This is a genomic window from Janthinobacterium sp. BJB301 (assembly GCF_002735685.1).
Classification (GTDB): Bacteria; Pseudomonadota; Gammaproteobacteria; order Burkholderiales; family Burkholderiaceae_D; genus Janthinobacterium; species Janthinobacterium lividum.
The window spans coordinates 73,409-87,299 of sequence record NZ_PDZJ01000007.1; the positions used below are offsets into that span (position 1 = coordinate 73,409).

The window sequence follows — 13,891 nt, forward strand, 5'->3', positions numbered from 1 at the left end:
CCTACCGGCTTCGCTTTTCACTCACTCTGATACCACACTGACCATGCTGCTAATTCCCGCCATCGACCTGAAAGACGGTCACTGCGTACGCCTGAAACAAGGCGATATGGAACTCGCCACCGTATTTTCCGAAGACCCGGCCGACATGGCCCGCCATTGGCTGATGCAAGGCGCGCGCCGGCTGCACCTGGTCGACTTGAACGGCGCCTTTGCCGGCAAGCCGAAGAACGAAGGCGCCGTCAAGGCCATCCTGAAAGCCGTGCAGGATTTCGCCGTGGAAAACGACATCGAGGAAATCCCCGTGCAGCTGGGCGGCGGCATCCGTGACCTCGACACCATCGAGCGCTACCTCGACGCCGGCATCACCTACATCATCATCGGCACGGCGGCCGTGAAAAGCCCCGGTTTCCTGCACGACGCCTGCAGCGCCTTCCCGGGCCACATCATCGTCGGTCTCGATGCCAAGGATGGCAAAGTGGCAACGGATGGCTGGAGCAAGATGTCGGGCCACGAAGTGATCGACCTGGCGAAAAAATTCGAAGCCTACGGCGTCGAAGCTATCATCTATACGGACATCGGCCGCGACGGCATGATGGGCGGCATCAATATCGAGGCCACCGTCAAGCTGGCGCAAGCCGTCAAGATTCCCGTCATCGCCTCGGGCGGCCTGCACAATATCGGCGATGTGGAAGCGCTGTGCGCGGTCCAGGCCGAAGGCATCGAAGGCGTGATCTGCGGCCGTTCCATCTATGAAGGCACGATCGACTTGGCGCAGGCGCAGGAACGCGCCGACGAACTGACCGACGCCGCCGTTTAAGCCTGCCTGGCCGGGGCGTGCGCGTGCATGCCCTGGCCTGGCGACAATCTGGATACCATCATGCTTGCAAAACGTATCATCCCCTGCCTCGACGTGACGAATGGCCGCGTTGTCAAAGGCGTCAATTTCACGGAATTGCGCGACGCCGGCGACCCGGTGGAAATTGCCCGCCGTTATGACGAGCAGGGCGCCGATGAAATCACTTTCCTCGACATTACCGCGTCCAGCGACAACCGCGGCCTGATCTTCGACATCATCGAAGCCGTGGCGTCGCAAGTGTTCATTCCGCTGACCGTGGGCGGCGGCGTGCGCGTGGTGGAAGACGTGCGCCGGCTGCTCAACGCGGGCGCCGACAAGGTCAGCATCAACACCTCGGCCGTGACGAATCCCCAACTGGTGTACGAAGCCTCGCAAAAGCACGGCTCGCAATGCATCGTCGTCGCCATCGACGCCAAGCAGGTGTCGCCCGGCAAGTGGGAAGTGTTTACCCATGGCGGGCGCACTGCCACGGGCCTGGACGCGTTCGAGTGGGCGCGTAAAATGGAAAGCCTGGGCGCCGGCGAAATCTTGCTCACCAGCATGGACCGCGATGGCACCAAGGTCGGCTTCGACCTGGGCCTGACGCGCGGCGTGTCCGATGCCGTCAGCATTCCCGTCATCGCCTCGGGCGGCGTGGGCGGCTTGCAGGATCTGGTCGATGGCATCAAGGTGGGCCGCGCGGACGCCGTGCTGGCCGCCAGCATCTTCCACTATGGCCAGCACACGGTACAGGAAGCCAAGCGTTTCATGGCGCAGCAGGGCATTCCCATGCGCCTGGCGTAAAGATCAGCAGTAAATACAGGCAGGATAGAAGAACATGCAAAACGGAACCATCGTAGCAAGCAATGCCAAGTGGCTGAAAAAGGTCAAATGGGACGAGCACGGCCTGGTGCCCGTGATCGCGCAGGAAGCGGGCAGCAATGACGTGCTGATGTTCGCCTGGATGAACCGCGACGCGCTGGCGCGCACGGTGGAACTGGGCGAGGCCGTGTACTGGAGCCGTTCGCGCAAGAAACTGTGGCACAAGGGCGAAGAATCGGGCCACACGCAAAAGGTGCTGGAAATCCGCCTCGATTGCGACGAAGACGTGGTCTTGCTGAAAATCGAGCAAGCGGGCGGCATCGCCTGCCATACGGGCCGCCATTCGTGCTTCTTCCAGAAGTTCGAAGGCGACGAAAAAACGGGCGAATGGCAAGTCACCGACCCCGTCCTGAAAGACCCCGAGACGATTTACGCGGAAAGCAAGAGCAAATGAGTGAAACGTTAAAACGCCTGGCCGCCGTGATCGAATCGCGCAAGCTGGCCAACGGCGGCGACCCCGCCACGTCGTATGTCGCGCGCCTGTTTGCCAAGGGCGATGACGCCATCCTGAAAAAAATCGGCGAAGAGGCGACGGAAACCGTGATGGCCGCCAAGGATGCGCGCCGCGACAACGACTCGTCGAAGGTCTTGTACGAATGCGCCGACCTGTGGTTCCACTCGCTGGTGATGCTGGCGCAGTTCGACCTGACGCCGCAGCAGGTGCTCGACGAGCTGGCGCGCCGCGAAGGCCTGTCCGGCCTGGAAGAAAAGGCGGCACGCAAGGATGAGCTGCGCGACGCCGGCGAAACAGACAAACACTGACCTGATTGGAGCGTGCGTGGATAACTGCATTTTTTGCAAGATTGCTGCAAAACAAATTCCCTCGACCATCGTGTATGAAGACGAGGACTTGCTGGCCTTTAAGGACATCAACCCGGCCGCCCCCGTGCATCTGCTGTTGATCCCGAAGCGCCACGTGGCCAGTCTGTCCGATTGTGACGATAGCCATACGGAAATGCTGGGCAAGCTGCTGCGCCTGGCGCCGAAACTCGCCGCCGAGTTCGGCTGCGCCGTCAGCTATGACGCCGATGGCACGCCTGCCGGCGGCTTCAAGACCATGATCAACAGCGGCCCGAACGGCGGGCAAGAGGTGTATCACCTGCACATGCACGTGTACGGCGGCCCCCGTCCCTGGCGCGGCCAGCACTGATTTCGCCGTGCGCCGGGTTCACGTGTATACTACCGGCATTGGTTGACGCTATTCGGGCACCGTCCCGCAAGGAGAATGTGATGGGTTCATTGAGTATTTGGCACTGGGTGATCGTTCTGGTCATTGTGATGCTGGTCTTCGGCACCAAGAAACTGGGCAATATCGGCGGTGATATCGGCAAGGCCGTCAAAGGCTTCAAGGATGGCGTCAAGGGCGAAGATGACGCTCCGGCAGCCAATACCCCTCCTGCTGCGCCATCGCAAGTGGCCGACAAAAGCACCATCGACGTCGAGACGAAAGAGAAAAGCAAGTTCTGATAGCGTGGCGGGGCGCTTGCCTCGTCCGGTAACAGCCCTTGTCCGCTTATGATCGATCTCGGTCTCTCTAAAATCGCCATCATCGGCGTGGTTGCGTTGATAGTCATCGGCCCTGAAAAGTTGCCGAGAGTGGCGCGCATGGCCGGTACCCTGTATGGCCGCGCGCAACGCTATCTGAACCAGGTGAAATCCGAAGTGTCGCGCGAAATTGAGATGGAAGAGCTGAAAAACCTGCAGAAGGAAGTGCAGGATGCGGCCCATTCCGTCAAGCAAAGCGTGGAGAAGTCCATGCATGGCGTGGAAAACTCGATCTCCGGCAACCTGGCCGAGGTGGAAAACGCCTGGCGCGGCGATTCCAGCGCGTATGAGGGGCATCACGATGCCCATGAAGCCATGCTGCGCGCCACCAACGATGACCTGGCCCGCAAGGCGCGCGAATTCCGCCGCAAGAAGCTGGTGCGCAATTCCGCCATCCCTGGCTGGTACAAGCAGCGCCATGGTGGCAAGCTGCACGTGCAGTCGGCGGCCGCCCGCGTGGCGCGCTTCCGTCCGCGCGCCAGTTCCTCCTCCTTTTACTCATGAGTAGCAAATCTCCGGTGGAAGAAACTTTTATCTCGCATCTGGTCGAGCTGCGCAACCGCCTGGTCAAGGCCTCGATCGGCATCGCCGTCGTCTGTGCCGTGCTGTTCTACTGGCCCGGCCCTTCGCAAATCTACGATTTTATTGCGGAGCCGATGATCGCCTCGCTGCCGGCCGGCTCGAAAATGATCGCCACCGGCGTCATTTCGCCGTTCCTGGTGCCGATGAAAGTGACGCTGGTGATCGCCTTCATCGTCGCTTTGCCCTGGGTGCTGTACCAGATGTGGGCCTTCATCGCCCCCGGTCTGTACACGCATGAAAAGCGCCTGATCGCGCCGCTGGTCATCTCGTCGTCGCTGCTGTTCATCGCTGGCGTGGCCTTCTGCTATTTCTTCGTGTTTGGCCGCGTCTTTCACTTCATCAGCGACTTTTCGCCATCGTCGATCGCGGTGACTCCCGATATCGAAAACTATCTCGATTTCGTCATGTCGATGTGCCTGGCCTTTGGCGCCACCTTCGAAGTGCCCGTGGTGGTGGTGATCCTCGTGCGCATGGGGCTTGTGTCCATCGCGAAACTCAAGGAAGTGCGTCCCTACATCATCGTTGGCGCCTTCGTGATTGCCGCCATCGTCACGCCACCGGACGTCGTCAGCCAGTTCTCGCTGGCCATCCCTATGTGCCTGCTGTTCGAGCTGGGCTTGCTGGTGGCGCCCATCTTCGTCAAGGCAACCCAGGCGCCGGAAGAAGCGTCCTAGACGGCCCGCAACGCGTGCCGATACGAGCCGCTGGCCTCCCTCGGGAGCTGCGGCTTTTTTATCGCCAAGAAAGTTGGTGGGTGCTTACTGCAGCATCAGTTTGCTGAGGATGCCCAGGTTGAGCAGGATCAGGGTGCTCATCATCCAGTACACGTGCTTCATGTCGGCGCCATGGCGCAAGTCCAGGCGTTCCAGGCGGGCGTCGAATTTTTGCTCCAGTGCATCTATTCTGGTATCGAATTTCAGTTCCAGCGCATCCACTCTGGTATCGACCTTTTGCGCCACCAGCTTGATTTCCCCCAGCAGATTGCGCTCCAGCGCCGCCAGCTCGCCATGCACGACCACGACCGAACCCAGTACTTCGCCCAGCGCCGTCGCATGCGCTTCCGCCTGCTGGGTGGGCACGCCGGCCGAGGCGAGGCGTTTGGCGTAATCGAGGGTGTCGAACTGGATGGGCATATGCATGGACGCTCCTGTATCCAGCCTAGCAGGAAAATCGGCAATTGCCAGTGAGGAGTGCGATGGCGCCTGCCTTCCCATGAGCTTAATGGACAGGGCAGCCGGTGGTTTGCGATAGCGCAAACCCATGCAAAAAGGGCGCCGTGGCGCCCTTTGCAAACTGATGGCGAGTGCCAGTTAATTCATCAATTCCTTGATGACTTTCACGGGCGCGCTGCCGTAGCTGAGGAATTGCTCATGGAAATCCTTCAGTACGAATTTGTTGCCCAGCGCTTGCTTGCGTTGTTCGCGCAAGTCCATGATTTCGCTGTAGCCGCTGAAATAGCTGGTCAGTTGTACCGAGCTCAGCTGCACGCGGCGCCATTTCTCTGTCGCTTCACGCTTGGTCTGGAAGGCCTGGCGCGTCAGCAGGTCGAGCGCTTGCGCTTCCGTCATGCCCAGCACGTGCACGCTGTAGTCGAGGATGGTATTGGTGACGCTGCGCAAGTTCCACTTCGAATACATCAGCCACATTTCCGGCGCGTTATTGCCATAGCCCGATTCGAGCATCATGCGTTCGCCATACACGGCCCAGCCTTCGATCATGGCGCCGTTGCCGAAGATGGACTTGACCAGCGACGGCGACTTGTTGGCGTACACGAGCTGCGTGTAGTGGCCGGGGATGGCTTCGTGGATGTTCAGGATCTGCAAGATCCAGTGGTTGTATTCGCGCAAGCTGCTTTCCGCCTGTTCCGGTGTTTCGCCATCGAGCGGCGTCACGTTGTAATAGGTGCGGTCTTGCGGACGGTACGGGCCGGGCGCCTCGATGCTGGCGCCAGCCACGCCGCGCTGGTAGGCAGGGGTTTCACGCACGACCAGGGGCTTTTTCGGATCCATCGTCAGCAGGTTGTGGCTGGTTACCCATTCCTGCAATTGCGGGATCTGGCGGCGGATTTCCGGCACGAAATCGGCGGCCGCCACGTGGTTGCTGGATAGCTTGTCGATCACCATGCCGATCTTTGCCGTGCGGTCCGCCGGCTTGGCCGTATTGCCCATGGTTTTCACCCACAGCTCGTCGGACAGGCTATCCATGTGCTCGAGCAGCTTTTCGCGCGCGGCCAGGGCCTTCTGGTACATCTGCTCGGCGCTCACGCTGGCCTGGATATCGTAGGCGAATTTCTGTTCATACAGCTCCTTGCCGATGCGGAAGGAGCGCGCGTTGCCGTTCTGCGCCAGCGCGGCATCCTGTTCCGTCAGCCAGGCCGCGTAGCCTTGCACGGCCGTGCGGGCCGCGGCGATGCGCGCGTTGTACAGCTGTTTTTCCGCCGGCGTCAGGATGGAGCCCTGTGCCGTCTTGTTCAGGTCATCAAGCACGCTGAGCACGCCGGCGCTCTGGGCGATGGCCAGCTGCGTGTGTTCGCGCGTGGGATTGACGATGCTGGCGCGCGCGGCCGCATAGTATTGCGGCACGCTGGCGATGCGCTTGAGCAAGGTGCGCAGGCGCTGCGGCTGGGCCGCGTATTCCGTGTTCAGGATAAAGTCGATGGAGCCGGCCACGTTGTACTGGGCGGGATTCCATTCGAATTCGCGGAAGGTGGTCAGATACCAGCGGTCCGCTTGCAGTTTATTCGTCAGCAAGGCCAGGTCGGTACGTTGCTTGTCCGACATTTTGCCGGCATTCAGCTTGCCGAACTTGCCCAGCCATTCTTCGATGAAGGCCAGCTGCTTCTGGCGGCTGGCCGCGTCGGGAATGCTCAGGTTGGCGGCACCATCGTACTTGCCGACGGAAATCGCGCTTTCCGGGTCCAGGCGCCACAGGGCCGTGAGGAACTGGCCGCTCAGGTTATTCATGGAACGGTCGCTGCTGTTCTCGCTGGCCACGGCCGCTACCGTGGCTGCCGTGGCGGCGCTGACGACGGCCGCCTTCTTGGCGACGGTTTTTTTCTTGCTGCTGCTGCTCGTTGCCTTGCCTTGCTTCTGCGGCTTCTTGGCGGCGCTGGCCGGTGCCAGGGTAAAGGCCATCATCAATGCGGCGAGCGCAACTTTATTTTTTATCAGCATAGTTTATCTCTTGAATATTTTGCCGTTTGTTCTCATCAGAAAATAATAAACTGATAATATAAGTAACAAACAACTATTGAAAGGTTGGCCTTGCTTGCCTGGGCGGCCCAAAGATTAGCATTAATTGCCGCCGCTGCGCAGTTTTTTGCGCCGGGCGCGCGCGGCCCTAGACGACGATGGCGCTGCCGCGCAGCATGTCCTGGTGATGCGCATTCAGGGCCGCCACGGCATCCTTGCCGCGCGCCATGCCGGTGGCGTGGATTTCCGTTTCCTGCGTGTAGCGCTGGCTGACGCGCACCGTATAGGACTGGAACAGCCAGCTCCAGAAGTTCGTTTCATAGACGGCTTCATCCATGTCGCGCCATTTCACGCCCGTGAGTTTCTTTTTCCACGGCAAGATGCCGGAGGCCAGCCAGACGCCTGCTTCATCGTAGTACAGCTGGTAGCTGCGGATGGTCAGCAGGCGGTAGCCGACGATCAGGGCCGAACCGATCAGCACCACGAAGGCGGCGCGCGCGTTGTACTTGAAGGCCAGCGGCAGGGCGGCAAAGAATAGCAGCACGGCAATGAGGAAGGTGCTGACGTAGGCGGTCCAGGATTTGCCGCATAAAAAGGTGGCGCGCTGGCCGGCGCTGGTGGCGATATAGTCGGTCATGGCATGGAAGGGCAACAGGGAAAAACGATCATCGCATGGAACGCGGTGGCGCCGCTCATTTTTTCAATCTCATTGTTTCAACCCTTCCTGCAGCATGCCCAGCATGTCATTGGCCGACATGCGCGCGGCCGCATCGCTGCCTTCCAGCAAGCTGTCGGCCAGGTCGCGCTTGTGCTGGTGCAATTCGACGATGCCTTCCTCGATCGTGTGTTTCGCCACCAGGCGGTAAATGGTGACGGGGCGCAATTGCCCCATGCGGTGGGCGCGGTCCGAGGCCTGGTCTTCCACGGCCGGGTTCCACCACGGGTCCATGTGGATCACGTAATCGGCCGCCGTCAAATTGATGCCCATGCCGCCCGCCTTCAGGCTGATGAGGAAAACGTCGCCCTCGCCCGCCTGGAAGGCGTCCACGCGGCGCTTGCGCTCCTGCATGGGCGTGCTGCCATCGAGATACTGGTAGCGCACGCCATGCTGCTCCAGGTGCTGGCGGATCAGGGTCAAATGGTCGACGAACTGGCTGAAGACGAGCACCTTGTGGCGGTTTTCCAGCAAGCCCGACAGCAATTGGGCGAACGCCGCCAGCTTGCTGCTGGCCAGGCCCAGCTCGGGCGCCACCAGTTGCGGATTGCAGCAGGCGCGGCGCAGTTTCATGATTTCCGCCAGGATCTGGATGGCTTTCTTCGATGCCGGCCCTTCCACCATGGCCAGCTTTTCCAGCGCTTCGCGGCGCAGGGATTCGTACAGCGCTGTTTCCTGCGGCGACAATTCCACTTCCAGCACGATTTCCGTGCGCGATGGCAATTCCGACAGCACTTGCGTCTTCGTGCGGCGCAAGATGAATGGCGCGATCAGGCGGCGCAAGCGCAAGCGCGCCCCGGCCGCCGCCCGCTTGTCCTGATCTTTCTCAATGGGCCCGGCGAAGCGCAAATTAAACTGGTCGAGGGTCCCCAGCAAGCCGGGGTTGATGAAGCGGAACAGGTTCCACAATTCGCCCAGGTGGTTTTCCAGCGGCGTGCCGCTGGCCACCATGCGGAAGTCGCCCTGCAGGGCCATCACGGCTTGCGAGCGCTTGGTGGCGCCATTCTTGATGGCTTGCGCTTCGTCGAGCACGATCGTATGCCAGCGCACGCCGGCAAACATAGTGGCTTCCTGCTGCAGCAAGCCATAGCTGGCCACCACCACGCCGAAGGGCTGCAAGGTATCGAGCATGTCGGCGCGGTCGCCGCTGCCGAATAGTTTGATGTTCAAGGTGGGCGCGAAGCGCTGCGCTTCGCTGATCCAGTTCATGCACACGGACGTGGGGGCGACGACCAGGGTGGGGCCGTGCGGCGCGCGCGCCAGGATCAGGGCCAGCGCCTGCAAGGTCTTGCCGAGTCCCATATCGTCGGCCAGGCAGGCGCCCACGCCCCAGTGCGCCAGCCGCGCCAGCCAGTTAAAACCGGCCAGCTGGTAATCGCGCAAGTCCGCCTGCAAGGTGCTGGGCAACTGCGGCTGATAGTCGTCGAGGGCGCGCAGGCGCAGCAAGTGTTCGCGCCACAGTTTGTCGGCTTTGACGCCGCCCGCGTCGTTGGCCAGCTCTTCCAGCGCGAAGGCGGCCAGCGGGTGGATGTGTACGCCGTCGGCATGCGCCTCGCCATATGCGGCCAGCTCCGACAGCCGGCGGTGCAATTCGTCGCTGAGGGCCAGGAACTGGTTGTCGCCCAGGGCCACGAAGCGGCTTTTGTTGTTCTGCATCAAGTCGAGCAGGGCGCGCAAGTCCATCACCTTGTCTTCGTCGATCTGCACTTCGCCGCTGGCGGCAAACCAGTCTTTTTCGCTCTTGATATTCAGGCGCATCTGGCCGCTATCGATGCGTTTCGACACGCGCATGGTTTCGCCTTCCGGCCAGGCCAGCACCATGCTGTCTGGCTCCAGCGCCTGCAATTCCACCAGCAATTGCAGGCCCAGCGCAGGCTGGCCCAGCAGCCACTCGCCATGCTCTTCCTCCGCTTCTTCCAGTACCAGGCATTTTCCGATCAGCTGGCGCTGTGCTTCGCGTTCCGCGTTCAGGTCGCGCCGCGCTTGCACTGCCCGGCCCGCCACGTCGGCAAACACGCTTTCGGCGCCGCTGCCGGGGGCGTAATAGGCGCCGTTGTCGAGCAGCGGACGCACGAGGATCTGCATTTTCAGGCCCTGCTGGTAGGGCAGCAGGTGCACGTGCAGGCGGTGGTCGGCCGTGATCGCTTCCGCGTCGCCGGCGCCGCCGCCGATGTCCGATTGCACGGTCACCATGGACGAAATGGCGCCGATCGCCTGCATCACCTGTTTCTCGGCATGCAGGGGCACGGACAGGCCCAGGCCCACGATGGCGCCGATGCGCCGGTGCTCGTCGAGGATGTGCACCACGCGCAAGCGCGTCGGCGTTTCGCGCTGCACCACCACATTGCTGCCGTTGTCGGGCAGCGGCGGTTGCATGCCCAGCCACAGCTGTCCTTCGTGCGACTTGATCAGGAGCTCGGGCGCGCCGGCGATCAGTTCCACGCGCGTGTCGGGATGGTCGAGCCAGAACACGAGCGAGTGGCCCACCAGCAAGACGGCGGCCTTGTCGAGCTCGATTTCATAGCGGGGCGCCGACGAATAATACTGTTTGAACGGCGCGATGCTGCCCGCCGCGCGCGCGTCTTGCGGCGTGAGAAAATCGATGTCGCCCGCCTCTTCGGCCAGGCGTTTGAGACCCATGGCGCGGCCCTTGCTCCAGCCGCCGCGCGCGTCGCGCTTCTGCTCGCGCACTTCCACGGCCGTGAGGCCGAAGCGCGGGTCGAATGCCACCAGCCACACGAGGCGCGACACGCCGCCCAGCGCTTCGGCGGGCGCGTTCTGCTGCAGGTTGATCAGCGCGCTCAGCTGGCGCTGCCACGCTTCCTGGCGCTCGAACCACGGCGCCATGTCCGTCAAGCCGTGTTGCGCCCGCTTGGCCGTCGCATAGCGCTCCTGCCGCGGCTCGCCCATCAAGCCCAGCAAGCCGGCCGCCTGCGCCGCGATCAGATCGTAGCCGGCTGCGTCCGCCTGCTGCACCAGCGACCGCAGCTGGTCCTTGCGTTCGCTCAATTGCGGTAGCGCCAGCCAGTAGTACAGCAAGCCCTGGAACAGCTGCGCCTGCAGTCCCGTTTCCCAGCTGCGCGTGGAGATGCTTTCCGCCAGCTGCACGCCGCCGCGCACCAGGCGCAAGGTGTTCAGTTGCTGGTAGACGATGCTGTCGTGGTTCGGCTGCGCATGCAGGGCGATATCGAGGTAGGTTTCCGCGCTTTTCAGCAGCTTGGCGTCGTTACCGCGCAGCAAGGCCAGCACGTACAGGTGGCCGCCGATGCCCGTGAAGCACAGCTTGCGCTTGCCCGCCTCCTTGCGCAGTCCTTTCAAGGCTGTCTCGAAGCCCGCCACGGCGTGCGCGTGCTCGCCGCGCAACAGGGCGATGCTGCTGTCGACAAACAGCGCCTGCGGTCCCTGCTGGCCCGCCAGGTAGCGCGCGGCCGCGTCGAGTTCGCCGCACAGCAGGGCGTCTTCGGCCAGGGCCAATGGCAGGGCGGCACCGATATGGTCGCCGGCGGCCGCCTGGCGCGCATGATGCGCGCGCGCGTATGCGCGGATGGCGTGCGCAGTGGCCGGCTCGCGCGGGGCGTTGCCCAGCAGCACGGCGAGGATGTCATCCTGCAGTTGCGGCATGACGAAAGACAACATTTCCGGTTCGAACGGCCGGCCGAAGATCTCGATCAGCGGATGCAGCTGCTGCGCTTCATAGCACGCCATGCAGGCGGCCAGGATGGCGGCCACGTGGCGCACCTCGTCATTGCGCAGCAGGGCGATGCGCAGGCGCGCCACGCCTTGCCGGTAGCTGCGCAATTCCACATAGCCATCCCAGTTGCGGCGCACGGGGTTGATCAGCTCGATGGCCTGGCACAGGTCGCGAAACACCAGGTGCTCGATGGCCGCGCGCATGGCGGGCCAGCGCAGCCTCGCTTCACAGGCAAAGCCCCGCCCGACGATCTCGGATGCCAGCGCCAGGCGCGTCAGCCGCTGCAGCATGTTGGTTACCACCAGCAGGGAAAACGGCGTGCCGTCCGGCTCGACGACATTGGCGCGCTGCAAGTGTTCATACACGGCATGCTTGCCCACCGGTTCGCCCGTGATCGCCAGCAAGGCCAGGATCATCTGTTCATGCTGCTCCAGTGCGGCGAACTCGTCCAGCAGGTGTTGGTCACCATTCTGCTCGCTCATGCGGACAAGTTGGCGATCTGCACGGGCGGCTCGCCGGCCGCCACGGGCAGGCCGAACACGCGCTGGTAGAAATACAGTTCCGCCTCCAGGGTGCGCACGATGTTTTCCGCCTTGCGGAAGCCGTGCCCCTCGCCTTCCAGCGGTACATACGCGACGGGTACGCCGCGCGCCTGCAAGGCGTCGACCATCAGCTGCGACTGCTGCGGCGGCACGACCTTGTCATCGAGGCCCTGGAAGAAGATCATCGGGCGCGACAATTTATCCGTGTGGTGGATGGGCGAGCGCTCGCGGTACAGCGCCTCGGCCTGCGGCTGCGAGGCGATCAGGTAGTCGGTGTAGCGCGATTCGAATTTGTGCGAATCGTCGTCCAGGCCCTTCAGGTCGGACACGCCATAGTAGCTGGCGCCCGCCTTGAAGACGTCGTGGAACGTCAATGCGCACAGGGTCGTCAGGCCGCCCGCGCTGCCGCCGCGGATGATCAGGCGTTCCGGGTCGGCCAGGCCGTTGGCCGCCAGGTAGCGCGCGCCGGCGATGCAGTCTTCCACGTCGACGATGCCCCATTGCCCGCGCAGCGCGTCGCGGTATTCGCGGCCGAAGCCGCTGCTGCCGCCATAGTTGACGTCGAGCACGCCGATACCGCGGCTGGTCCAGTACTGCGTTGCCAGTTTCAAGGTATTGCTGGCCATGCTGGTGGGGCCGCCGTGGCTGATGACGATGACGGGCGGCAATGTTCCTGCCGGCGCCTGCACGTCGCCATTGGTGGGCGCATAAAAGAAGGCGTGTGCCGTGCGGCCATTGCTGCTGGTAAAACTCAAGCTGCGCGGCACGGACAGGTAAGCGAGCGCGGGCAGGGCCGTGATCGATTGCGCCAGCACTTCCAGCTCATGGTTAGCCAAATCGATGCGCGCCAGTTCCAGCGCAATGGTGGGGCTGCCGCCCAGCAGTGCGACGAAGCCGGGCCCCACGCGCAGTTCGCGGATTTCCTGGTATGGGTGGGAAATCGGCTCCAGCTTGGCCGCCGCCACGTTCAATTGCGCCAGGTAGCTGATGCCGGCCTGGATATACGTGCAGACGATCTCGTCGTCGGAAAGAAAGCCGTACATGCTGCCGCCGAAGGTCCAGTGCGGCGTGGCAAATTCCGCTTCCATCGGGCACAGTGCCTCGATGTCGGCGCCGTGCAGGCGGTACAGATTCCACCAGCCGCTGCTGTCGGAGACGAAGTGCAGCAAGCCGTTCGGCGACCATTCCGGCTGGCAGATCGATTCGCGCGCGCCGCCGGCGATCAGGCGCGGCGAACCGAGGCTGCCGTCCGCATGCACGTCGGCCAGCCACAGTTCCGTGCCTTGCCATGGCAGGCGCGGGTGATCCCAGCTGATCCAGGCCAGCTGGCTGCCGTCCGGCGACAAACGCGGCGCCGCATAAAAGTCGTGGCCGCGCGCCAGCATCGTTTCGCGCCCGTCGAAGCCGACGGCCACCAGGCAGTTTTCCGGATGCGCGTGGCCTTCCGCCGGATGCTGCTCGCGCACGGCGATCAGACGGGAACGGTCCGCATCGACCACAAAATCCGCATGGCGCGTGCTGCCGCCCGTGGTGAATGCTTCCGGGGTGCCGTCGCCGTCCACGCGGTACAGGCAATTATCGGCGAAATGCGAGAAATACACGCTATCGCCCGCAACGGCATACGCGCCGCCGCCGTATTCATGCACGCGGGTGCGCACATTGAAGGGCGCCGGCGTCAGTTCATCGACACGCGCGCCGCGCTGGCGCAGCAGGGTGTTGCGGCCCGCCTCGCTGGCGCGTCCGGCCAGCCAGAACACGTCGCTGCCATCCGCACCGCCCAGGGCCAGCTGCGTCAGCGGCGAGGCGCCGGCGGCGACGATGGCCGCGCTGATCGGCGATGGCCAGATGCCATAAGGGGTGCTGGATGCGGTCGAGGTCATGCGGGCTCCGTGTAGTGAGGGGATCAAG

Annotated in this window: 13 protein-coding genes; 8 read left to right on the forward strand and 5 right to left on the reverse strand. The window is 62.9% G+C overall.

Annotation, left to right across the window (positions count from 1 at the left end; translation table 11 throughout):
- Positions 1 to 43 precede the first annotated feature (43 nt).
- The 8 genes from hisA (at position 44) to tatC (ending at position 4,518) form a co-directional block, all read left to right on the forward strand.
- A complete protein-coding gene (gene hisA / locus CSQ91_RS27015; RefSeq protein WP_099390118.1) occupies positions 44 to 817 on the forward strand; it encodes a 1-(5-phosphoribosyl)-5-[(5-phosphoribosylamino)methylideneamino]imidazole-4-carboxamide isomerase in 774 nt (257 codons plus the stop codon).
- Positions 818 to 877: 60 nt separating this feature from the next.
- Positions 878 to 1,639, forward strand: coding sequence for an imidazole glycerol phosphate synthase subunit HisF (gene hisF, locus CSQ91_RS27020; protein ID WP_034753845.1), 762 nt, complete (start codon positions 878 to 880; stop codon positions 1,637 to 1,639).
- 34 nt (positions 1,640 to 1,673) lie between these two features.
- On the forward strand, positions 1,674 to 2,111 hold the full coding sequence (gene hisI / locus CSQ91_RS27025; protein ID WP_034753847.1) for a phosphoribosyl-AMP cyclohydrolase: 438 nt from the start codon (positions 1,674 to 1,676) through the stop codon (positions 2,109 to 2,111).
- Complete coding sequence (locus CSQ91_RS27030) at positions 2,108 to 2,479, forward strand: phosphoribosyl-ATP diphosphatase (RefSeq protein WP_070257793.1); 372 nt, start codon at positions 2,108 to 2,110, stop codon at positions 2,477 to 2,479. Before hisI ends, CSQ91_RS27030 begins: the two co-directional genes overlap by 4 nt.
- Before the next feature lie 16 nt (positions 2,480 to 2,495).
- Entirely contained in the window at positions 2,496 to 2,867 is a 372-nt protein-coding gene (locus CSQ91_RS27035) for a histidine triad nucleotide-binding protein (protein WP_070257794.1), read from the forward strand.
- Positions 2,868 to 2,947: 80 nt separating this feature from the next.
- Complete coding sequence (tatA, locus tag CSQ91_RS27040) at positions 2,948 to 3,184, forward strand: Sec-independent protein translocase subunit TatA (protein ID WP_034780931.1); 237 nt, start codon at positions 2,948 to 2,950, stop codon at positions 3,182 to 3,184.
- Between the two features lie 48 nt (positions 3,185 to 3,232).
- Positions 3,233 to 3,766 (forward strand): Sec-independent protein translocase protein TatB, encoded by a 534-nt coding sequence (tatB, locus tag CSQ91_RS27045; RefSeq protein WP_099390119.1) that lies wholly within the window; start codon positions 3,233 to 3,235, stop codon positions 3,764 to 3,766.
- Entirely contained in the window at positions 3,763 to 4,518 is a 756-nt protein-coding gene (gene tatC / locus CSQ91_RS27050; RefSeq protein WP_034780926.1) for a twin-arginine translocase subunit TatC, read from the forward strand. The genes tatB and tatC overlap by 4 nt, the downstream gene beginning before the upstream one ends.
- 84 nt (positions 4,519 to 4,602) lie before the next feature.
- Here the strand turns inward: tatC and CSQ91_RS27055 are convergent, their stop codons facing one another.
- The 5 genes from CSQ91_RS27055 to CSQ91_RS27075 all read right to left on the reverse strand — a co-directional run bounded on the left by CSQ91_RS27055 (position 4,603) and on the right by CSQ91_RS27075 (position 13,863).
- Positions 4,603 to 4,983, reverse strand: a complete 381-nt coding sequence (locus tag CSQ91_RS27055) for a hypothetical protein (protein WP_070280156.1) — start codon at positions 4,981 to 4,983, stop codon at positions 4,603 to 4,605.
- Positions 4,984 to 5,154: 171 nt separating this feature from the next.
- Positions 5,155 to 7,014 (reverse strand): DUF885 domain-containing protein, encoded by a 1,860-nt coding sequence (locus CSQ91_RS27060; RefSeq protein WP_099390206.1) that lies wholly within the window; start codon positions 7,012 to 7,014, stop codon positions 5,155 to 5,157.
- Positions 7,015 to 7,183: 169 nt separating this feature from the next.
- Positions 7,184 to 7,672 carry a hypothetical protein gene (locus tag CSQ91_RS27065; protein WP_099390120.1) on the reverse strand — a complete coding sequence of 163 codons (489 nt, stop codon included), beginning with the start codon at positions 7,670 to 7,672 and terminating at the stop codon, positions 7,184 to 7,186.
- A 69-nt stretch (positions 7,673 to 7,741) separates the two neighbouring features.
- Positions 7,742 to 11,923 carry a DEAD/DEAH box helicase gene (locus tag CSQ91_RS27070; RefSeq protein WP_099390121.1) on the reverse strand — a complete coding sequence of 1,394 codons (4,182 nt, stop codon included), beginning with the start codon at positions 11,921 to 11,923 and terminating at the stop codon, positions 7,742 to 7,744.
- Positions 11,920 to 13,863 (reverse strand): dipeptidyl-peptidase 5, encoded by a 1,944-nt coding sequence (locus tag CSQ91_RS27075; protein ID WP_099390122.1) that lies wholly within the window; start codon positions 13,861 to 13,863, stop codon positions 11,920 to 11,922. Before CSQ91_RS27075 ends, CSQ91_RS27070 begins: the two co-directional genes overlap by 4 nt.
- Positions 13,864 to 13,891: the final 28 nt, after the last annotated feature.